Below are 22,148 nucleotides of genomic sequence, written 5' to 3'. Positions count from 1 at the left end.
CACTCCGTAAGTTTGTAGCTGATTATTTTTCTGCATGTCCACGACTGATACCATTTCGCTCGCTCCCAATAAAAAAGCGTATTTCGCGTCTGATTTTCACCTGGGTACCCCTTCTCCCGAACAAAGCCGTATCCGCGAGCAGGCGGTTGTGTCCTGGTTGAACGAGGTTAGTGCTGACGCGGGAGTGATTTTTCTGGTGGGTGACGTATTTGATTTCTGGTTCGAATACAAGCGCAGCATTCCCAAAGGCTTTATCCGGTTACAAGGCAAACTGGCTGAGCTGACGGATGCTGGTATGCAAATTGAACTGTTCACGGGAAATCACGACATGTGGATGAACGATTACTTTACCCAGGAAATGGGTATTCCGGTTTATCGTGAGCCCAGAACGTATACCATTGGTGACAAGAAATTTCTGGTTGGTCATGGCGACGGGCTTGGTCCCGGTGATTTTACGTACAAGCGATTAAAACGCGTATTCGAGAGCGGTTTAGCGCGTCGCCTGTTCCGGTACGTGCATCCTGATCTGGGGATTGGTCTGGCACAGGCTTGGTCGCGTCGGAGCCGGATCAGTAACGAGGAAAAAGGAGAGGAGTTTCTGGGTGAGGACCGGGAATGGCTTATGCTCTACTGTCAGGAAGTCGAAGCCAGCCAGCACCACGATTATTACGTATTTGGACACCGACACTTGCCGCTCGATCTAGCTGTTTCGCCCATCAGTCGTTACATCAACCTAGGTGAATGGGTGCACGCTAAAACGTACGGTGTTTTCGACGGAGACAAACTGACACTAAAAACCTGGTCGCCGGTATCTGTATAAAAACAAAAGTAGGCAACTCGTGTGGAGCGCCTACTTTGCGTGGATTGATAAGTAAATAAGGCCAGGATTAATTTTCCTGCTGTAAAATATCTTTTCGGGATACGTTCTCGCGGGGCGCTTTATTGACCTCGCTTCGCCATTCCTTGTTTTTCAAATCTCCTCGTTTGACGGATCGGATGAAATTTGCCCAGGCAAACGGGTTGGTGAAGGCAAACGTGGGCACCTGACTCCGGCCAACAATGGACTCGCGGCCAAAGAACTGATTATTGACAAAGTTCTGGTGATTGGCCAATGCACTCATTGGCATGGTAGCCGCCTGCCGCATAATGGCCGCCGGATCCATGTTCTTAGCTAAATTCTGCCGTTCTTTCTCGTCAGGCAACGTTAGGTTGACAAACGCTTCTTTAAACAATTCCTCAGTAGCGTAGGGGTAAACTTTTACCTCAGCCAGCGTTTTTACGTCTTCCTGCAACGCTACGACGGCCGAGTACGTCTGTTCGGTCAGTCGGCGGGGGATCACGTGGTACTGGGTCCGAAAGCCAACGTAGCTGAAAATAACACTATCGCCGGGGAATACGGGCAACGCAAAGTAACCATTCGGGGCTGACAAAACGCCACGACCAGCTTTGGGTATGTAAATATAAGCGCCAGGGAGAGCTTCGTTCGATTTACCACCCGTGATAAATCCTGTAAACGTTACCTGCCGATCCTGTCCTTGCGCATGGGTTTCCGTACATAGCCCCGCTAACAGAAACAGGCTCAGCCCCAGCAGTACATAAATTCGTAATTGCTTCATGCTGACCGGCCCGAAAACAGGCCCTTTTCTACTTAACCACACAAAATAACGAATGATTTACAGGTCAGCCGCATTTACCCCAATAATTTAAGAATAATTAAAGGAATGAACCGAGGGTTTAAACGACATTACCATCGCTAAGCAACGATAGAACATAGTACAAAGTAATCCGGTTGATAGTCTTTTTTTATTTATAATTATAACTATTTTAATCTAATTGGGTCTTCGCTACTTTAGCAAAGCCTTCTGGCTTTAGTAGTACCACGCACCTTAAACTGTTTAAATAATGACTACTGATTCGATATTTTACCCGAATAAGTTTAGGGCAGGTTCTTTGTTTTCATTACTCTTATTATGGCAGCTTGCCCATGTTGCGATGGCCCAGACAAAACCATCGCAAACGTTTGTACTGACTGGAGAGGTTCTTCCTTCGGTAACCGGAACCGTGTATTTGCTTAAGCAAAACGACGTAGCGATCGACTCTGCCCGTATCAGGCAAGGACAGTTTACGTTCAAGGGTGCCTTGGAAGATCCTGGGTTGCACTGGATCAGGATAAATACTGACGATCTGAGCTACCCCGTCTTTCTGGAAGCGTCACCGATCCGCGTGGAACTAAAAGACAAAGGGAACGCTCAGGTATCTGGTTCCAAGCTGCACGAGCAGTGGGAGAATTATAACTCGGGAGTTATTGACCCGATTAGAGAGCAACTCATATCGCTTTCTAAACAGCGGCAGGCGGCAACCCAAAAAGGCGATACTGTCCTATTTAACAAACTGAGGAAGCAGAATGACTCGTTAAGCATTTATTCTGGCACTCAACAGCGGAAAACAATTGAGCAAAAACCCTACACCTTTTTCAATCTATACCTATTGCAGGCATCGGGTATGGGTGATGCCTATGTCGTGAACATGCTCAATGAGTTCAGACCTCAGTTGGCTTTGTATCGTACGTTTCAGGCACTGGAACAAGAAATGGCAAAACGGGCAGCAGAGCGAGAAAAAATAGCTATTGGCGCGGATGCATCTGAATTTGTACTGCCGACCAGCCAGGGGGGGACCAGTAGTCTGGAGTCGGTTCGAAAAAATAACAAGTTGGTGCTACTTGATTTCTGGGCGAGTTGGTGTGGCCCCTGTATCAAAGAGTTTCCGACGTTGAAAGCGCTTCACAATCAGTATGCTAAAGATGGATTAGAAATTGTTGGTATCTCCGTTGACAAAGATCCTAACCAATGGCAGCGTGCGCTCGCTCGCCACACACCAGTAGGTACACAATTAATGGCGACAGACCAAAGCCAGATTATGAATAACTATGCTATCCATAGCGTTCCCCGGTTATTTTTAATCGATCAGGCGGGGAAAATTCAGGGCTATGATCTCCGGGGAGAAGAACTAACCAAAAAAGTTGCTGAGTTACTCGGCGAAAAACGCTGAGCAATCACCAGATAATAAATAGCCCTTACTGATCCAGATCGTTTGAATCGATTCAGAATCAGTGAGGGCTATTTGCTGTCTATCAAGAATCAGGCAAACAGCTTCAGGAACGTAATGATGAAGGGAGCCGCCAGCAGGAGCCCGTCGAAGCGGTCGAGGAAGCCCCCGTGTCCGGGAATGCTGCTACCCGAATCTTTGATGGCGATGCTGCGCTTAAAGAGCGATTCGACCAAATCGCCGTAGGTACCCGTCACGACGATGATACCACCGACGCAGTACCATTGCCAGGGACGAAGCTCGGGAGCGTAGAAGGCCAGACCGAGCGCGATTAGGGCCGCAGCGGCTGCACCACCCAAGGCTCCTTCCCAGGATTTTTTCGGTGATACCCGTTCAAAAAGCTTCCGGCGACCAAAATATGTACCCGCAAAATACGCCCCAATATCACTGGCCCATAGCAAAAGCAAACAGCCCGTAATGATCATGGGATGGAATGAGCTATTGCGGAGCGCCAGAATAATTAGCAGCGCGAAGGGCATGGCGACATAGATGATGCCCAGAAAGGTGAAGCCAATGTTGGTGAATGGCTTCATATCGCGTTTTTTGTACAGCTTGATCAGAAAGATCATTGACGAGGCCGGACAGATCAAAAAGTAACTGCCCGTACTGAGCTGGTCGGTTTCGACAAAATAAGCCAGTACGCAGATCATGACACCAACCAGCGTACCGTAGGCTGTCAGCGGCTCGAAGCCGTCCAGGCCCAATAGTCGATAGAACTCACGCTGGGTTAGAGCGCTAATGACGCAAAACAGGAGCGCGAAGGTCCAGGCGTCATACCAAATCATAAAAAGAATAAACGGAACCCCCACAATGGCCGCAATGACCCGTTGCTGGAGGTTAGTCATACTAGCTAAACGTTGCTTCATTCTCCAGAATTACTTTGGCCAGAATCGCATCCTTGCCCATGACGTGTACTTCACTTTTGCCCAATCCCACGGCGGGGTAACTGCTGCTTTGCCGATTGATCACGACGGCCGGAATGTCGTGTTCCAGCAACAGCGCTTTCGCCAGTTCGGCCCGGTGAGGAAGGGGGGTCGTGTAAACAGATTCCCAGTTTTCAGTCATTGATGATTGTACGTGATTCAGTCAGTGTTGCAACGTAATTCTGTCCTGCTACGGATTGGCAGAGGAATGAACCTTGTTGTGCTGATTGAGTTGGCGAAAATAATAGAGTAGACCAGCCGTGAGCGCCAGCGACGCTAGGGCCGTTGCCATAGGTACTGAATCGGGACTTTCGATATCCATTGAGATCAGTTTGTGCTGGTATAAGTAAACCATTACAACTGTGAACCCATTGTTGACGAAATGGGCCAGGATTGGTATCCAGAGATTTCCCGACCAGAGGTAAAGGTAGCCAAATAACGCGCCCAGCAACATCCGCGGAACAAAACCCAGAAACTGAACATGGATTGCACTGAACAAAGCGGCCGCAATCCAGATGCCCGCGTGCACGTTGCCCGTCCAGTACGTCAGGTTGCGTTGCAGAATGCCCCGGAAAAGAGTTTCCTCGCCAATAGCTGGAATGATAGCGATAACCAGAATCGCGATGAGTAATTGTCCCGTGTTCGAAAACGTAGTGAGGTACTTGGTAACTCCCTCCAGACTTTTCTCTTTATCCCGAATCCATTGTTCCAACGGAGCCAGTGTTTGCGGTAGATGTACGTTCTGGTTCCAGTCAATAATCAGTCCGTCGAACGGCATGAAAGCAATGACGACAGCCGCTACAACGACAAGTCCCGTCAGCTTAGTGACCGGGTGAGGATTAAAAACGGACCAGGTTTTGTGTTCTACAGCATACCAATACAGCAAGGCAGGAAGCAAAAATGTACCTAGGTGATTGACTGCCTGGAGTATCATCAACGTGTACCATCCATCACGGACTGAAGCTGGATTCGCGGCTAGGGTTGTGATGTATTCTCTGGCTTCAGCAGGGCTAATGCCTTGATTAACCATGACTAGCAGCAGAATCAGCAGCGTACTGAGTACGCCACCGACCAGCACAAAACCAATAAGCATGATTAGCCCACCAAGAGTTGGCGGCTGAGGAGCGGTATGATGTGGTACGTAGATTGATGGCATATTTGGCGTAAATTTACTGAAGCATTCCCATAATCCGCAAAAAGGAACTATTTGGTCATTGGGATTGTGCTAAAACATTAGCGTCAGGGATAAACGAACAAACGTTCATTCGTTCGAATAGTGACTGATAGAAAGCAGTATGGTTAAAATTGGCAATATAGAACTACCCGATTTTCCGTTGTTATTAGCTCCGATGGAGGACGTCAGCGATCCCCCATTCCGGGCGGTCTGCAAAGCCAACGGGGCAGATTTGATGTACACGGAGTTTATTTCGTCCGAAGGGCTGATCCGGGATGCCGCCAAGAGCGTGCAGAAACTGGATATCTTCGAGTATGAACGTCCCATCGGTATTCAACTCTTCGGCTCCGATGTGGAGACAATGGGTTCCTGCGCTGAAATTGCCACGCGCGCGAATCCGGATTTGATTGACATTAATTACGGCTGTCCCGTCAAAAACGTGGCCTGCCGGGGGGCGGGCGCTGCACTGTTGCAGGATATCCCCAAGATGGTCCGTATGACCGACGCCGTTGTCAGAGCTACGCATCTCCCCGTAACCGTTAAAACGCGGCTGGGCTGGGACGACAGTACCAAGAACGTCGAGGACGTAGCCGAACGCCTACAAGATATTGGTATCCAGGCCCTGACGATTCACGGTCGGACGCGGGTGCAGATGTATAAGGGGGAGGCCGACTGGACGCTTATTGGTCGTATCAAAGACAACCAGCGGATCAAGATCCCCATCTTCGGAAATGGAGACATTGACTCGCCCGAAAAAGCGCTGGAGTACAAAAATCGATACGGTGTTGACGGTGTGATGATTGGCCGGGCCAGTATTGGGCATCCCTGGGTCTTTGATGAGATTAAATATTTCGTCCGCACAGGCGAACACCGAAGCGCTCCTACGATTGCGGACCGGGTAGCCGTTTGCCGACAACACCTCGATTTTTCCATCCGTTGGAAAGGTGAAATCGTTGGTCTTTTTGAAATGCGTCGCCATTACGCGAACTACTTCAAAGGCTTACCCGATTTCAAGCCATACCGGCAACAGTTGGTGACGACAAATACCTACGTCGAAACCAGCGCCGTACTAGATGAAATAGCGGAGCGATACGCAGAAGCGGTTGCCGTCTGATGGTAACTGGTAAGCCGATCTAGGGCAGGGCCGTATCAAGGACAGCGAGTTACCCCTGAGTAGGAGAGAATGCGCAGATTCGGCGGTTTCCGACAGGATGGCTGTTCAGCTTCCGGCCTTTTCCCTATCTTTGCCGCAAAATTTCCTTTCATGGCATCGCAAACGAAGTACAAACGAATCCTGCTTAAACTAAGCGGAGAAGCGCTGGCTGGCCCTAGCGGCTACAATATTGATCCAGCCGTATTGGAAAAATACAGTCAGGAAATCAAGCAGGTAGTTGACCTGGGCGTTCAGGTAGCTATTGTCATTGGTGGAGGAAACATCTTCCGGGGCGTTTCGGGCGAACGCTCGGGAATTGACCGGGTGCAGGGTGACTATATGGGCATGCTGGCCACCGTAATTAACGCGATGGCAATCCAAAGTTCGCTCGAAAAACATGGCATGTACACCCGTGTTATGTCGGCGATCAAGATGGAGCAGGTATGCGAGCCTTACGTTCGTCGCCGGGCCGTGCGTCACCTCGAAAAAGGCCGCGTGGTGATTTTCGGCGCGGGTACGGGCAGCCCTTATTTTACGACCGATACCACGGCCAGTTTGCGGGCCATTGAGGTCGAAGCAGACGTTGTACTGAAGGGAACCAAGGTAGACGGCATCTACACCGCCGATCCGGTGAAAGACAAAACGGCTACGCGTTATACGACAATCTCGTTCGAAGACGTTTACGAGAAGAAATTGAACGTAATGGATTTGACTGCCTTTACGCTCTGCCAGGAAAACGATCTGCCCATTATCGTGTTCAACATGAACGAATCGGGTAGCCTGATGAAGGTAATCATGGGCGATACAGAAACCGGCACGTTGGTTTCGTCGAAAAAAGACTAGTTACAAGCAAACTCGTATTATTGAACGCGATTCGTTCCGTCAACTAAATAAATCAGGTATTTACCAATGGAAGAGATCGAGCTATACCTCGACGATGCAAAAGACACGATGGAAAAGGCGCTCAAGCACCTATCTATTGAATTGACTAAAATCCGCGCCGGGAAAGCTAGTCCCCAGATGCTGGATGGCATTCAGGTTGAATACTACGGCGTAACGACGCCCCTCAATCAGGTAGCCTCCGTAACGACGCCTGATGCGCGTACGCTGGTGGTAAAACCGTTCGAGCGGAAACTGATCGCCGAGGTCGAAAAAGCAATCCGGAACTCAAACGTTGGGCTGTCACCGAACAACGACGGCGAACAAATCCGGCTTAGCGTTCCTCCGCTGACCGAAGAGCGTCGGCGTGACCTCGTCAAGCGGGTAAAACAAGAGGTTGAAGTGGCTAAAGTTAACGTCCGCAACATCCGTAAAGACACCAACGATGGTATTCGTAAACTGACCAAAGACGGCGTATCAGAAGATGCCGTGAAAATTGGCGAAGAGCGTGTTCAGAAATTGACGGATGCGTTCATTGCCCGGGTCGACGAAACCTTCGCAGCGAAAGAAAAAGACATCCTGGCGGTCTAAAACTGACAATAAAAAACGTATTTAGTAGCCGAATCCTGTTCATTGGGATTCGGCTATTCGTTTATTTGTAGTTTACAGGCTGTAAGTCGACTCGTTTCCTCTGGATAATACGTCTATCGTCGTGAGTAATTTGAGAGATTTTTCCGAAAGAATATCCCCGCAGGCTATCTGTCACCAATTGGCGCAACAAAATGCGCAAATTCAGTCGCAGATTCAGGCAATAGGCGAGGCCTATGCGGACGAGTTAAAAAAACATCGGCAGCGGCTGCGCGACCGTAATCGGTTACGTCGGCAGCTGGATGAGCAAACCAGTCGCACGAATCTGAAACCTGCCGAAGAAGTTGATCGGGAGTTGGCGGTCCAGCAACTTCAGCTGACGATCGCGACCATCGACGTAACGGAACCGCCAGCCCTGAAAAAGTACTGGATGCAAAAACAAATACTAGCGGAAAACTTACGGGTCAACGACAGTCAGATTCGGCAGTTCCTGCTAGGTTACGCACAGACCTACCTCAACTAACGACGTCAGTTGATTCAGGCGTGACAATCTATTTCCTGATTGCTACGTTTAGAACTACTGGATAGCCGAAGAAGGCTTCTGCCCATTTGCGCGTAAACCCCTATCTTTGGGCTACGTACCAGTTTTTTGTATGAATCAACCTACCCTTTCTCAACCGCAAAAGCGGAGCGGCTATCTGCCGCACCTAATTGCCGTGCTGGGGCTGCTGCTGCTGGCGATTGCCTATTTCTCTCCGGTCATGCAGGGCAAAACCTTATCCATGGCCGATGTACAGCAAAGTACCGCGTCAGCCCGCGAAATCCGTGAAATTGCGCAGCAAACCGGCGAAAAACCACTCTGGACGGACGCTGTCTTCAGTGGCATGCCCGGTTACATGATCGATTTCAATTACCCGAACATTCTGGTATATAAGGCTACGATGGCCGTCATTAACGTACTGCCAAACACCGCAAACGTAGTATTCGTGCTCATGCTTAGTACGTATCTGCTACTGGTTGTACTGGGATGTAATCCCTGGGTATCAGCGTTGGGGGCGATTTCATATGGCTTCGGTACGTTCGGTATCGTCAGTCTCGAAGCGGGCCATATTTCTAAAATCTACGCTATGGCTTTTGGCTCAGGTATCCTGGCCGGGGTCGTGCTGTGTTTACGGGGACGCTACTGGATCGGTGCTGCGCTGACGGGCTATTTTTTCTGCATGGAGTTGGGCGCCAACCACATCCAGATTACGTATTACCTGTTCATGGCGATCGGCCTCTACGTGCTGGTCGAAGGAATCTCCTTAGTTCGGGCGGGGCGGACAAAACAGCTGGCTATGGGGCTGACCGTTCTGGTGCTGGCCGGTGTGCTGGCGGCCGGTAGTTTCGGCAAGCGGCTGCTGATCATGAATCAGTACACGAAAGAAACTATCCGCGGTACGTCGGAGCTGACCGAAAAGACAACTAATCCCGACGGGAAATCGTCGGGCAACGTAGCGAAAAGTGGTCTGGATAAAGATTATGCATTCAGCTACAGTTACGGCAAAGCCGAAACGCTGACCCTGCTGGTGCCGAATGCGTTCGGTGGCTCGTCGGGCGGAGGCTTATCCACCGATTCGGAATTTTACAAAACGCTGACCGAAAAAGGGGTTGACCCGGCATCGGCTAAACAGTTTGCTGAGTTGGGTGCGCCGACCTACTGGGGCGATCAGCCAATGGTGGGAGGTCCGGCTTACGCGGGAGCGGTGCTGTTGTTCCTATTTGTGCTGGGTATGTTCGTGATCCGAACCCCTATCCGCTGGTGGCTGCTCAGTGCGGCCGTTCTGATGATCGCGCTGGCGCAGGGGAAAAACCTGGCTATTGTGAACTATACCTTGTTTGATTACCTGCCGTATTTTAACAAATTCCGGGCCATGACGATGGCGCTTTGTCTGGCGCAGTTGTTCCTGGGTATTGGCGCGGCTCTGGGCATTCAGACCATTGTCAATCAAAAACTGACATTCGTGCAAATCAAGCAACCACTGCTGATCAGTTTCGGATTGACGGGTGGTTTAGCGCTCGTGCTGGTATTGTTGGGTGGCTCACTGTTCTCGTTTCAAACGCCTACCGATCTGGATTCACTGAGCCGTTATTTTGGCGAAGCGGCCAAAGATTTCCAGACGGCGCTGATCCGCGATCGGCAGGCCCTGCTGCGTAGCGATGCCATCCGTTCATTCATCTTTATCGTACTGGCCGCTGGAGTTGTCTGGGCGTTTGTGACCAACAAAATCAAAGCGGGAATTTTTTATCCTGTGTTGCTGGTCTTGCTCGTAATCGACCTGTTTGGGGTCGACAAACGATTCCTGAACAATGCTGACTTCGTAACCAAGACGCAGGTCGCTGAAGTATTTCAGCCAACACCCGCTGACGAACAGATTCTACGGGATAAATCATTGGGGTATCGTGTCTTCGATCAGACGGTCGATTTCATGAACAGCAACCGAACATCGTATTTCCACCGGTCGATTGGTGGTTACCACGCGGCTAAACTACGCCGGTACCAGGAACTCGTTACGTATGCCTTCCAGCCGAACACGCTCAACATCCTGAACATGCTGAACGCGAAATACGTGATTCAGGGAGGTCAGCCGGATCCCGCTAATCCGCAACAGCAGTCGGGCCCCGTAGCACTGCCCAATCCGGAAGTGATGGGCGCGGCCTGGTTCGTGGGCAATGTGCGTCAGGTGAATAACGCCGATGACGAAATTGCGGCTATGAAAACGCTGAGTACGCGCGACTCGGCCGTGGTCGACAAGCGGTTTGCCACAGAACTGGGTAATCTTCCTGCCGTGATGGACCATACAGGTAGTGCCATTCAACTGACCAGCTACCGTCCGGACAAGCTGGTCTATCAGGCCAATGCTACTCGCGATGGACTGGCTGTTTTCTCCGAAATCTATTACCGGGGTAACGAAGACTGGCAGGCGACCATCGACGGAAAGCCAGCTCCGCACCTGCGGGCCAACTACGTTCTGCGGGCCATGCGAATCCCGGCGGGAAAGCACACGATTGAATTTACGTTTGCTCCTCCGCTGAACAAACTTGGCGATACCATCGACCTGATCTTTAACGTCCTGCTGATCGCGCTGATCGCGTTCGTCATTTTCCGGGTCACCCGAAACCGGCAAACCGAGCCGGAGCTGGTACCCGAACCGGTGATTCCCAGCACACCGGAGCCATCGAAAGTCGGGCCGAAAACAAGAACGCGCTAATGATTTGTGTTCCCTGATTGATTGTTCGATCAGGGGATTTTTTGTACCTTAAGCATCGACAGCCAGCTATAACAGAAAATTTGATCACAACGGGAATCAACATGAGAACACTGTTACTGCCAGGAGTTGTGTTCGCTACACTGGGCTGCCAGTCGGCGAAGCAACTTGGTCAAAATTCTAAAAAGGAACCACGCTGCATCCATCAGTGGGCTCGGCGGAGATGGTGGTCTTAGTGGAGCTGGAAACGGTCAGAAAGGGAAGAATGGGAAACCGGGTGGGATTCACATCAATTTGAAAAAAGACTAGCTCTCGTTTCATTACGTCATTCATTCGTCCGTATGCCATACCGCCATACCGTTCGCCAAAAAAATTACGTATTCAGCGATTTAAAAACGCTGCTGGCGCGGGCGACTCCGCTGCGGTCGGGTGATCAGTTGTCGGGTGTTGCGGCTGAAACGGCCGAGGAACGGGTGGCGGCTCAGATGGCACTGGCCAATTTGCCGCTGACTACCTTTCTGACCGAGAGCGTTCTCCCCTACGAGCAGGATGACGTAACGCGGCTGATTATTGATACACATAATGCCGAGGCCTTTTCGCCCATTAGTCACCAGACGGTCGGTGACCTACGTAATTTTCTGCTCTCGGAAAAAGCTGATCCACAAACCCTGGTTAACCTACGGATGGGACTGACGCCCGAAATGGTCGCGGCCGTGTCGAAACTGATGCGTAATCAGGATTTGATCACGGTGGCTGCCAAATGCGAAGTCATTACCCGATTCCGGAACACGATTGGCCTACGCGGCTGTTTATCGACGCGTCTGCAACCCAATCACCCTACCGACGATCTGCGTGGTATAGCCGCCAGCCTTGTTGATGGCCTACTGTACGGCTCCGGCGATGCGGTGATTGGAATCAACCCCGCCACCGACCATGTGCAGACAACGGTACAATTACTGACGATGCTGGACGCCGTGCGGGAACGGTTTGCGATTCCGACGCAGACCTGCGTTTTGAGCCATCTGACTACAACCATTCAGGCCATTGAGCAAGGCGCTCCCGTTGATCTGGCGTTTCAAAGCATTGGGGGGACCGAGGCCGTCAATGCGTCGTTCGGTGTGAGTCTGGCGTTGTTGCGGGAAGGACTGGATGCGACCCGCTCGCTTAATCGGGGGACTGTTGGCCAGCACGTTATGTATTTTGAAACGGGGCAGGGGAGTGCCTTGTCGGCCAATGCTCACCACGGCATGGACCAGCAGACCGCCGAAACGCGGGCTTATGCTGTGGCGCGGGCGTTCGAGCCGTTGCTGGTCAACTCAGTCGTTGGATTCATCGGACCCGAATACCTCTATGACGGCAAGCAAATCATTCGCGCTGGTCTGGAAGATCATTTTTGCGGGAAACTGCTGGGTTTACCGATGGGCGTTGACGTTTGTTACACGAACCACGCTGAGGCTGATCAGGACGATATGGATACGCTCCTGACGCTGCTCGGCACCGCGGGTGTTACGTATATCATGGGCATACCTGGCGCGGACGATGTGATGCTGCACTATCAGAGCACGTCTTTCCACGACGCACTCTATCTCCGTAATGTGCTGCAACGACGACCAGCGCCCGAGTTTGAGCAGTGGTTGCTACAGATAGGTATCATGAACGAACGCTTGCAACTCCTGCCGGCACAATCAGGACATCGACTGGTAGAATCTGTAACCTCGCTCTGACCCGATGGGTACCGCCCAGTACAAGTGAATTCTAATCGTTAACTGACAGAACAATGAGCGAGGGTAGCGAGAAACAAGACATGGGTGATCCCTGGGCTTTTCTGAGCGAGCATACGGCCGCCCGGATTGCGCAGGGACGTACTGGCCACAGTCTGACGACCCACGCCTTGCTGCAATTTCAACTCGATCACGCCCGCGCCCGCGATGCCGTACACGCCCAACTGGATGCCAATACGTTGTTAACCAAGCTGAATACGCTTCAGGCTGACTCCATTATACTCCACAGCCGGGCCGCTGATCGGCAGGTCTACCTGAAGCGTCCCGATTTAGGTAGACAGTTGGCTTACGGATCGATGGTGCGGCTGGCCGAAATGGATGAACAGCCAGTAATTGATTTGTGCATTGTTGTCGCCGATGGCTTATCGGCTTTTGCGGTTGAACAGCACGTCGTTCCCCTATTGACGGCGCTGCTGCCACTGGTTCGTCAGCAGAACTGGCAACTGGCTCCGTTTTGTGTTGTTGAGCAGGGGCGCGTAGCCGTGGGTGACGAAATAGGCCACGCCTTTGGCGCCGAACTGCTGCTTGTTCTGATCGGCGAACGACCTGGCCTGTCCTCGCCCGATAGCCTGGGGGCTTACCTGACGTACCGGCCCCGGCCCGGCCTGACCGACGAACTACGCAACTGCGTGTCAAACATCCGCCCGGAAGGCTATCCCTACGAGCTGGCCGCTCAAAAACTGTTCTACCTGCTCACCGAAATGAAAGCGCGACGGCTATCGGGCGTTGCGCTGAAAGACGAAATGCCTACGCATACACTGGTGCATACGTCTTCCCCGGCAGCGATCGAATAAAGCCCCGAAACTCCAGATTAAGGAGCACCGACGCCAGCCGACCCATTGGAATTTGCGTCTGCCAGCTCAGGTCGTCAATGTGCAACGTAGCCGACTGGCGAAGCAGGGCCAGAATCTGGCTTTCTTCCTCTGTAATGTCGAGTGGTAGCGCCGGTGGAATACCTTTTGGCGATGGCTCGGATACGGGTGCGTCCCAGTTCATGGCTTCAATCAGGTCCCGGGGGCTGGTGTAAATCTGCGCTTTGTTTTCCCGAATCAGCTTATTGCATCCCGCCGAAAACGTCTGGTTTAGCTGGCCGGGTACGGCAAATACGTCGCGGTGGTAGTTGTTGGCGTATTCGGCTGTGATAAGCGCTCCCCCTTTGGCCGCAGCTTCGACTACGACCACAACATCGCTCAAACCGGCAATAATTCGATTTCGAGCCGGAAATAGGTGGGCGTCGGGTTTGGTGCCGGGGACACTTTCGGTGAGTAGGCCACCCTGGACGAGCATTTCCTGGGCCGTTTTCTGGTGTACATGCGGGTAAATAATATCGGGCCCACTGGCCATAACACCGATGGTTGGTAAGCCACTCGTCAGGCTGGCCCGATGGGCCGCAATGTCGATGCCGTAAGCCAGACCGCTGAAAATCGTAACGCCGTAAGGAACAAGCGCTTCAATCAGATCGGCGGTAATTCGTCGTCCGTAGTCAGTAGCTTGCCGGGTACCGACTAATCCGATGGTGCGAGAAGCGTTGAGATCGCCGGAGCCGCGAAAGTACAGCATGGCGGGAGCGTCGTACAGATTCTTGAGACGGGCTGGGTAGTTTTTATCGATGAAGAACAGACTGTGGGCGTCCAGCTTTTCCAATTGCTTAAGTACCCGCTCAGCGGCTGTCAGAACATCGGGTTTGTGAATGGAGCGGGCGGTTACTTCGCCAATACCCGGAATTTTTAATAAACGACCTAGCGGGGACCGAAACACGTCGTCTGCGGACCCGCAGTAGCTAATCAACTGGCGAATGAGAATACTGCCCACGCCGGGAACAAGCGTCAGGGCAACCTGGTGTAAGTTATGCGTCACGAAGCGTACGGTAGGGATTACTGAGCCAGTTTACGTATATTTAGGCACATCATACTAGTACTATTAGCTATCCAATCTCTTTTGTTATTAGAAGGCAGTCGGGTAGATAAGATCGTAACGGCAAGGGAGTTGGGTACAGTAGCCTGGCTCTCATTGGGTGTTGACGCAGTAATCAGACTATGCAGTTGAAATCAGTTTATTTGCCGTCGGTCGTGGCGGGTATTTTATTGGGTGTGGCGGCCTGTGCCGACCGTACCGAGCCCGGCGTTGTTCAGTCCGATGTTATCCTGAAAAATCAGTCGGTAACGCCAGTATTAGCCAAGCTGCTGCCTGGCTTTGAGAAGGTCGAACTGTATTCGCTCATCAGCAGCGATGATACCCTCAAGCAGTCGCCGTCGTACGTGTTTGCCGGGTCGGCAGATGGGGAAGGGCTGCTGAAAAATACCGACGGTACGTACACGATGCTGGTCAATCACGAAGATAACTTCGCCGTGTCGCGACTAACGCTGGACAAAACCTTCAGACCCGTCAAAGGCGAGTACCTGCTCAATTCAGACGGGAGCCAGTGGCGGCTGTGTTCAGCAACAATGGCTACTCCAGAGGTGCAGGGCTTCGGACCGACGTTTCTGACTTCTGGCGAAAGCGGGGAGGAGTCACGGATCCACGCACTTAATCCCTACGCCGATGCCAAGACGACGGCTGGTACCTCGAAAGAAGTAGCCGGACTAGGACGTTGGAGTTCCGAAAACGCGGTTCCCTTACCCCAACTGGCGTATCCCGGTAAAACTATAATCGTGGTCGGTGAAGATAATGCCGACGTAACGGGCGGCCAGGTTGCGATGTACGTATCAAATACCGTCGGCGATCTGGAAAACGGAACGCTGTACATGCTGAAACGGACGGACGGGAATCAGCGGGAAATGGACATGAAAATCGGCACTAAATACCCGGTCGAGTTTGTCAAAATCGATAACCACAAGACGCTGACGGGCAATCAGATTAATGGGCGGGTAAACGAGCTGCATGCGCTTAAATTTGGCCGGGTCGAGGACGTTGACTTTCGGAAAGGCAACAAAGCTAGCAACGCCCGCGAGGTGTTTTTCACCGTAACGGGTCAGGGTATTGGCGGTCCCAACGCCGATTACTCCCGATCCATGTACGGCCGGATCTACCGGATGACGCTGGATGCGGCCGACCCGACTAAAGGCGCGCTGGAAGTCGTACTCGATGGCGACGATCGGAACGGGGTCGCTAAAACGTTTCAGGACCCGGACAACATTACCGTTACCGAAAACTACGCCTATATTCAGGAAGACCCGAATGGGTACGGGAATGAAACGCACGATGCCTACCTGTATCAGTATAACCTGAGCACAGGCGAATTGAAGCCGGTCCTCATGATTGATCACCGCCGAAACGAAGCTGACGCGGCTAAATATAACGTTGGTGGACCCTCGCGACTTGGTGGCTGGGAAATCAGCGGGATGATCGATGTATCCGACGTCATTGGCGTACCCAATACGTTTACCGTTGGGCTACAATCACATACCTGGGTAGGTAATCGCTATCGGGGGGTGGACGGCGGCTCGAAACGAGCGGGCGAAAATCAGGCAAGCCAGATCATCGTCATCAAAGGGTTGCCCCGTTAGACTGGTGCTTCAAAAACGTTATGACGGCTCAGCAGGCTGATCTTCGGATTGGGGCTGCTCGTCCAGTGAGTCGCGAAGTTTCTGTAGGAAATCTTTGATGTCAACCAGCTTAGCCGTAACCCGGGCGTTTTCCCGACGACGGGCATTCCGGCTTTCCAGGAATTTCTGAGCACCTTGCAACGTCATGCCCTGATTGTCTACCAGATCCAGAATTTCGCGGAGGTGGTCAATGTTAGCCAGCGTGTACGAACGCTCGCCAGAGTCAGGATTTACCTTGGGGCTGAACGACGGAAATTTTTTCTCATAGTAGCGAATCTTCGACATGTTAATGCCGACCATGTCTGCTACTTCTTTGATGCCGTAATACAGCTTACCCGACCCATTCATTTGACAAACTTGCTGACGTTCCTCTAAACATGCAAGTTTTGCCGTAATTTTGCGATACACTAATTTTGTTTATTAAGCGGTCGTTTCTGGCTGACTGATGCATTAACAACCAGGAAACGCTACGCTCGTTTTGTTTGCTATGACTTCCCACGAAATACGCCGTCATTTCCTTGAATTTTTCCGCTCGAAACAACACCTGGTTGTGCCATCAGCTCCGCTCGTCGCCAAAAACGACCCGACGCTGATGTTCAACAACTCGGGTATGGCGCAGTTCAAGGACTTTTTTCTGGGCAATGGTACGCCCCCTTCAAAGCGCGTTGCCGATACCCAGAAATGCCTGCGGGTATCGGGTAAACACAATGACCTGGAGGACGTTGGCTTCGATACGTATCACCACACCATGTTCGAGATGCTCGGCAACTGGTCGTTTGGTGATTACTTTAAGAAAGAAGCCATTCAGTGGGCCTGGGAACTGCTGACGGAGGTCTATAAACTTCCCAAAGACCGACTGTACGTATCGGTTTTTGAGGGTGACGCCAAGGATAACGTGCCATTTGATCAGGAAGCCTTCGATCTATGGGAGCCGATCGTTGGAAAAGACCGGATTATCTACGGCAATAAGAAAGATAACTTCTGGGAAATGGGTGATACGGGCCCCTGTGGTCCCTGCTCCGAAATCCACGTTGACCTGCGCTCGCCCGAAGAGGTAGCCGAGAAACTTGGCAAGGAACTTGTCAACGCTGATCATCCCCAGGTTGTTGAAATCTGGAACCTGGTGTTCATGCAGTTCAACCGGAAAGCGGACGGTTCGCTGGAACCGCTGCCAGCTCGCCACGTCGATACGGGTATGGGCTTTGAACGGTTGTGCATGGCCATCCAGCAGAAAAAATCGAACTACGATACCGACGTATTCTCGGGTACGATCAACGTCATCGAAGAACTATCGAGCGTGAATTACTCGGCCGGAACGGGGATGCAGGATGTAGCGATGCGTGTGATTGCCGACCATATCCGGGCCGTGTCGTTCGCTATTGCCGACGGACTGGTGCCGAGCAACAGCAAAGCGGGTTACGTAATCCGCCGGATTCTGCGCCGGGCCATTCGTTACGGCTATTCGTACCTGGGCATGACCGAGCCGTTCATGACCAAACTCGTGCCGACCTTGGCGCTACAGTTTGCCGATGTTTTCCCCGAACTGAATATCCAGCGCGATTTCGTAGCGACGGTAATCCGGGAAGAGGAAATTGCGTTCCTGCGTACGCTGGGAACGGGATTGGGTCGTCTGGATCAGATCATTTCAGATACGAAAGCTAGCGGTAGTGAGTCGATCGCCGGAGAAACGGTGTTTGAACTGAACGACACGTTCGGTTTCCCCGCTGACCTGACAGCGTTGATCGCCCGCGAGAAAGGGCTGTCGATTGACGAAGAAGGATTTCAGAAAGCCTTACAGGAGCAGAAAGTCCGGTCGCGGAAAGATGCGGCTTCGTCGGCGGGTGACTGGATCGAACTGGCCGAACTGGATGATAAAGTACAGTTCGTTGGCTACGATCAGCCCGAAGCATACGCTCAGATTGTCAAGTATCGTAAGATTCAGAACAAGCAGGGGACCCAGATTCAGGTTGTGTTGGACAAAACGCCATTTTACGCCGAGTCCGGCGGTCAGGTGGGCGACACGGGTACACTCGAACTGTTCAAAAGTTCAGATCAGATCGGTACGTTGACGGTGCTGGACACGAAGAAAGAAAATGATCTGGTCATTCATATTGTCCAGAACGTAACGGGCATTGATGACCTGCTGACCGAAGCGGAATCAGTTTATGCCGTTATCAACACCGCTCGCCGGGCTCAGACGGCCAGCAACCACTCGGCCACCCACCTGCTTCAATCGGCGCTGCGTGAGGTGTTGGGTACGCACGTTGCCCAGAAAGGTTCGTACGTTGGTCCCGATGCCCTGCGGTTTGACTTCTCGCATTTCAGTAAAGTGACCGACGAGCAACTGGCCGAAGTGGAACGAATCGTGAATGAGAAAATTCGGGAAGATATTCCGCTAGACGAAAAACGGAACGTCCCCATCGATCAGGCCAAGGAAATGGGCGCTACAGCCCTGTTCGGCGAGAAATACGGTGATTTTGTTCGTGTCATTACGTTTGATCCTAACTACTCAGTCGAGCTTTGCGGAGGAACGCACGTTTATCGCACGGGGCATATCGGTCTGTTCAAATTTACGGGTGAAGGGTCGGTGTCAACCGGCGTTCGTCGGGTCGAGGCCAAAACCGCACTTGGTGCCGAAACGCTGGTGAACGAGCAGATGGCGATCGTATCGGAACTGAAAGAAGTGCTGAAAGCACCGAAGGACGTTGTCAAAGCGGTGCAGGATCTGCTGGCCGAGCGGACTGCCCTGCAAAAGCAGCTGGAAACATTACAAAATGAGAAAGTACAGCAGGTGAAAAACCAGTTGCTGTCGAAAATAGAAACGGCTGAATCGGGTTATTCCCGCCTGGTAGAGCGCGTTGACGTGCCGTCGGCCGATGCGCTGAAACAACTGGCGTTTGACCTGAAAGCGAAGGTTGATAACCTGGCGCTGGTGCTGGGAGCCGATATCAGCGGTAAACCCCAACTGGCCGTGATGCTGCCTGATTCGCTGATTCAGGATCGAAAACTTAACGCTGGTCAGGTGGTGAAAGAACTGGCTAAAAATATCAAAGGTGGTGGTGGTGGACAGCCTTTCTTCGCGACTGCTGGCGGCTCTGATTCGTCGGGTCTGGATGCGGCCCTGGCGCAGGGGAAAGCGTTACTGGCGTAGTGTACGGTACTTAGTGCCGTTGCAATTCATCTAAGTTTACGTTTCTGAGTGAAGTCTTATTTCACTCAGAAACGTTTTTTTTGTTTCTCATTTGTTTTTTGGAATACGCGGATCCAGACGGGAAAAGAGTTGTCTCCAACGTATATCGTATCGGTATGTAATGGTAATGGCTTATATAGCTAGATGGTGAAACGAATAAAAAGCACTCAGGTGGGGGGGCCGGCTGTTGATTCTATTGCTAGTAGAGTGGTCTGTATAAGGTAGTACAATTTTGTACTTTTGTTGATCAACGGAGACAGCAACTAGCTATTTATGAAGAACTACCAGCTTATTCAGGATCTGATCAGCCACGTAGCAACGTTTGAAGAGGAACAGCCTCAGGCTGAGCAGCAGACGCTGTTTAACTTCGTTACTTGGCTGAACGGACAACTTATGCAGGTAGTGGCTGAACGTCCGCAACCCCAGGAACCTACGACTACCGCGGCCGAATCACCGGATGTCATGCTGGGCATTTTGATAGGGTACTTGTACCGGTACTCCCGCATTTATACCAAGAAAGGTCTTGAGAATACACCTTTGGTCACTTACGATGATTTCACGTACCTGGCTACGCTACGGGCGCATCAGCCGATGACGAAAATCGACCTCATTGAACGTAATATCCAGGAGAAAACTACCGGCACTGAGATTATCCGGCGTCTGCTCGCCAATAACCTCGTAGAACAGTACAAGGATGAGGTAGACAAGCGTAGTAAACGCCTAAAGCTGACGGAAAAAGGGGAGCAGCTCTTGAACAGTATGTGGCCCGTTATGGGGCAGGTTGCGGCTTTAATGGGCGGAACACTAACCCTGTCCGAGAAGATGGTGCTGGTAGGATTGCTCCAGAAGCTTCATACGTTTCATAACCCAATTTTTCTGGAACAGCGCGACCGTCCTCTAAATGCATTAATCCAGGAAATGAAAATACGTTAATGTACGTAATAGTATTACATAGTAAAAAGTAGTACATTATTGAACAATGTGAATTGTATGCTGTTGTAGATAAAACCAATCTGCAATGAGCATGAATGCGATTCTTCATCGGTCCGATAGCAGCCCGTAGCCACTGGGGGCTGGTCGCCAATTCTTGATGGGTATCTACACCCGCCGGGCGAGCAGAAAATAACTCTACTTAAACTTTATCCTGATCCTGTCAGGATTCCGCCTGATATAAACCAGCGCCTGATTAAGCACGGATCTGGTGCTTAATCAGTGTGCCGAATCGGACTGTTATTTATTTTTTCAATCGTTAGTGAATGAGTTAAGTTACTAGTTCAATCGTCATGAAAAACAATCAGTTAGAGCGATATGGCATTGCCACATTCGTTATCACCAGCATTATAGGGACCTACTTCGTGAGTCGCCCACGTCGGAAATCGTTCAGCGCTGTCCTGGCCGACGAGCAACAGAAAGAGCTGGATCGAAACCTGACCACGCCAGCTAATACGACGTTCGCTCTGGTCTGGCCGGTTATCTACACCGGCACGATGGGCTTGGCCGTTCATCAGGCGTTGCCTTCGCAGCAGAACAATCCCCGTTACGCTAAGGCGCGTCCGTGGCTCGCTGTCAATTACACGCTGAATGCCCTGTTCGGTTATTTCTTCAGTCGCAAGGACATTCGCAGTCGGGTAGGGGCCAGCCTGACCACCGTTGCCTTGCTGCCTGCATCGCTGGCGCTGCACCAGCAACTGGAAATTGGTAAGACGGAAGTACCGGAGCCAGAAAATACCCTTCGCAAGTCGATCAGCCTGTATACCGGCTGGCTCACCGCGGCTACTGTGGTTAGCGTGTCTAATCTACTGTTACAGGCGGGAGTTCTGGTCCCGACGGCCGTTGCCCGGCGTTGGGCTGTTGCTATTTTGTCCGGTACGGGAGGATTGGGCATATTCGTTTCCAAACAGCTCAACGATCCTTACTACCTCATTACGTTGATTACCGCCTTTGTGGGAATTGCGGTAAAACAACGGGGCAAAAACGACGATGTTGCGGTATTGGCTGCGGCCTGGGCGTTGATACTGACCGCCGTATTCACGAAGCGGGTGCGTGATGCCCAAAGTGCCCTACTGGTTACGCCTGCTGAAAATGACACAACTGGCGAAGCGGATAAGGCAGCAGCCGTAACCGAAGTCGAACCGGTCGGTGAGTTGCGGTAGCCTTTTTCATGATCTGTTTCCTGGAAAGACAGGGCGTTAACGCCCTGTCTTTCTGTTTAATAACCTGCTGAATGCTCTCGTAGGCCTGCCGGAGTTGCCTGTTGGTTACGGGTGGGCCGTCCGGATAGGATTGCGCAGAGGAAAAGAAAGCGGTGATGGCCCTGTCGTCCGGTTGATAATCGGTTCGTGTACCCTGTTATCACTTAAACTTAATGGCTGGTATCAGGTCTGTTATCGCCTGCCTCCTAGTCATCAGATGAAGCAGTTTCGCGTCGGGCCAGGGACTAAGCTTTGTCGAGTTGGCCAGTAAGGGTGCCTTTGAACGGGTATCCAGGATTATGACATGCCTAGGTATCATGACCAATGAATTGGGTAGAGGAAATCATGGCGCCGACTTCGATAAACAGAT

20 protein-coding genes are annotated in these 22,148 nt (G+C 51.6%); 13 read left to right on the top strand and 7 right to left on the bottom strand.

Annotated elements, in window-relative coordinates; all coding sequences use genetic code 11:
- Positions 1-34: 34 nt before the first annotated feature.
- Positions 35-820 (top strand): UDP-2,3-diacylglucosamine diphosphatase, encoded by a 786-nt coding sequence (locus ACYVAD_RS00270; protein WP_461137467.1) that lies wholly within the window; start codon positions 35-37, stop codon positions 818-820.
- A gap of 67 nt (positions 821-887) precedes the next feature.
- On the opposite strand, the gene ACYVAD_RS00265 is transcribed toward ACYVAD_RS00270, so the two are convergent.
- Positions 888-1,616, bottom strand: coding sequence for a carboxypeptidase-like regulatory domain-containing protein (locus tag ACYVAD_RS00265; RefSeq protein WP_461137466.1), 729 nt, complete (start codon positions 1,614-1,616; stop codon positions 888-890).
- Positions 1,617-1,992: 376 nt separating this feature from the next.
- Here ACYVAD_RS00265 and ACYVAD_RS00260 point away from each other — a divergent pair, with 376 nt between their 5' ends.
- Complete coding sequence (locus tag ACYVAD_RS00260; protein ID WP_461137465.1) at positions 1,993-3,048, top strand: redoxin domain-containing protein; 1,056 nt, start codon at positions 1,993-1,995, stop codon at positions 3,046-3,048.
- Between the two features lie 89 nt (positions 3,049-3,137).
- On the opposite strand, the gene ACYVAD_RS00255 is transcribed toward ACYVAD_RS00260, so the two are convergent.
- The 3 genes from ACYVAD_RS00255 to ACYVAD_RS00245 are packed head-to-tail and all read right to left on the bottom strand — an operon-like array spanning position 3,138 to position 5,184.
- On the bottom strand, positions 3,138-3,971 hold the full coding sequence (locus ACYVAD_RS00255) for a phosphatidate cytidylyltransferase (RefSeq protein ID WP_461137464.1): 834 nt from the start codon (positions 3,969-3,971) through the stop codon (positions 3,138-3,140).
- Positions 3,952-4,170, bottom strand: a complete 219-nt coding sequence (locus tag ACYVAD_RS00250; RefSeq protein ID WP_461137463.1) for a putative signal transducing protein — start codon at positions 4,168-4,170, stop codon at positions 3,952-3,954. Before ACYVAD_RS00250 ends, ACYVAD_RS00255 begins: the two co-directional genes overlap by 20 nt.
- Before the next feature lie 48 nt (positions 4,171-4,218).
- Complete coding sequence (locus ACYVAD_RS00245; RefSeq protein ID WP_461137462.1) at positions 4,219-5,184, bottom strand: lysostaphin resistance A-like protein; 966 nt, start codon at positions 5,182-5,184, stop codon at positions 4,219-4,221.
- 139 nt (positions 5,185-5,323) lie between these two features.
- On the opposite strand from ACYVAD_RS00245, the gene dusB reads away from it, so the two are divergent.
- From dusB to ACYVAD_RS00220, 5 genes are all read left to right on the top strand, one after another.
- Positions 5,324-6,316, top strand: a complete 993-nt coding sequence (gene dusB / locus ACYVAD_RS00240; RefSeq protein WP_461137461.1) for a tRNA dihydrouridine synthase DusB — start codon at positions 5,324-5,326, stop codon at positions 6,314-6,316.
- Positions 6,317-6,466: 150 nt separating this feature from the next.
- Positions 6,467-7,198: a UMP kinase gene (gene pyrH, locus ACYVAD_RS00235; RefSeq protein WP_461137460.1), complete on the top strand. Its 732-nt coding sequence runs from the start codon at positions 6,467-6,469 to the stop codon at positions 7,196-7,198.
- Positions 7,199-7,264: 66 nt separating this feature from the next.
- The gene (frr, locus tag ACYVAD_RS00230) at positions 7,265-7,825 is read left to right on the top strand and encodes a ribosome recycling factor (RefSeq protein ID WP_461137459.1); all 561 of its coding nucleotides are present in this window, start codon (positions 7,265-7,267) and stop codon (positions 7,823-7,825) included.
- Positions 7,826-8,003: 178 nt separating this feature from the next.
- Positions 8,004-8,345, top strand: coding sequence for a hypothetical protein (locus tag ACYVAD_RS00225; RefSeq protein WP_461137458.1), 342 nt, complete (start codon positions 8,004-8,006; stop codon positions 8,343-8,345).
- A gap of 130 nt (positions 8,346-8,475) precedes the next feature.
- Positions 8,476-11,073 carry a YfhO family protein gene (locus ACYVAD_RS00220; RefSeq protein WP_461137457.1) on the top strand — a complete coding sequence of 866 codons (2,598 nt, stop codon included), beginning with the start codon at positions 8,476-8,478 and terminating at the stop codon, positions 11,071-11,073.
- 177 nt (positions 11,074-11,250) lie between these two features.
- Here ACYVAD_RS00220 and ACYVAD_RS00215 read toward each other — a convergent pair whose 3' ends face one another.
- Complete coding sequence (locus ACYVAD_RS00215; protein WP_461137456.1) at positions 11,251-11,418, bottom strand: hypothetical protein; 168 nt, start codon at positions 11,416-11,418, stop codon at positions 11,251-11,253.
- Here ACYVAD_RS00215 and ACYVAD_RS00210 point away from each other — a divergent pair.
- Positions 11,412-12,794 (top strand): ethanolamine ammonia-lyase subunit EutB, encoded by a 1,383-nt coding sequence (locus tag ACYVAD_RS00210; protein ID WP_461137455.1) that lies wholly within the window; start codon positions 11,412-11,414, stop codon positions 12,792-12,794. The genes ACYVAD_RS00215 and ACYVAD_RS00210 overlap by 7 nt on opposite strands.
- 53 nt (positions 12,795-12,847) lie before the next feature.
- Complete coding sequence (gene eutC / locus ACYVAD_RS00205) at positions 12,848-13,645, top strand: ethanolamine ammonia-lyase subunit EutC (protein ID WP_461137454.1); 798 nt, start codon at positions 12,848-12,850, stop codon at positions 13,643-13,645.
- Here eutC and dprA read toward each other — a convergent pair.
- Positions 13,599-14,708 (bottom strand): DNA-processing protein DprA, encoded by a 1,110-nt coding sequence (dprA, locus tag ACYVAD_RS00200; RefSeq protein ID WP_461137453.1) that lies wholly within the window; start codon positions 14,706-14,708, stop codon positions 13,599-13,601. The genes eutC and dprA overlap by 47 nt on opposite strands.
- Before the next feature lie 179 nt (positions 14,709-14,887).
- Between dprA and ACYVAD_RS00195 the strand changes: the two genes are divergently transcribed.
- Positions 14,888-16,357: a hypothetical protein gene (locus tag ACYVAD_RS00195; protein ID WP_461137452.1), complete on the top strand. Its 1,470-nt coding sequence runs from the start codon at positions 14,888-14,890 to the stop codon at positions 16,355-16,357.
- A gap of 18 nt (positions 16,358-16,375) precedes the next feature.
- Here the strand turns inward: ACYVAD_RS00195 and ACYVAD_RS00190 are convergent, their stop codons facing one another.
- A complete protein-coding gene (locus tag ACYVAD_RS00190) occupies positions 16,376-16,744 on the bottom strand; it encodes a MerR family transcriptional regulator (RefSeq protein WP_461137451.1) in 369 nt (122 codons plus the stop codon).
- Positions 16,745-16,883: 139 nt separating this feature from the next.
- Between ACYVAD_RS00190 and alaS the strand changes: the two genes are divergently transcribed.
- The 3 genes from alaS (at position 16,884) to ACYVAD_RS00175 (ending at position 21,739) form a co-directional block, all read left to right on the top strand.
- On the top strand, positions 16,884-19,547 hold the full coding sequence (gene alaS / locus ACYVAD_RS00185) for an alanine--tRNA ligase (RefSeq protein WP_461137450.1): 2,664 nt from the start codon (positions 16,884-16,886) through the stop codon (positions 19,545-19,547).
- 312 nt (positions 19,548-19,859) lie between these two features.
- Positions 19,860-20,519: a MarR family winged helix-turn-helix transcriptional regulator gene (locus ACYVAD_RS00180; protein ID WP_461137449.1), complete on the top strand. Its 660-nt coding sequence runs from the start codon at positions 19,860-19,862 to the stop codon at positions 20,517-20,519.
- Positions 20,520-20,869: 350 nt separating this feature from the next.
- Complete coding sequence (locus tag ACYVAD_RS00175) at positions 20,870-21,739, top strand: tryptophan-rich sensory protein (RefSeq protein ID WP_461137448.1); 870 nt, start codon at positions 20,870-20,872, stop codon at positions 21,737-21,739.
- Positions 21,740-22,148 lie beyond the last annotated feature (409 nt).

Source organism: Spirosoma pomorum (assembly GCF_054776615.1).
Note: the sequence above shows the minus strand (reverse complement) of the source record. Positions and strands in the feature narration are given on the sequence as shown.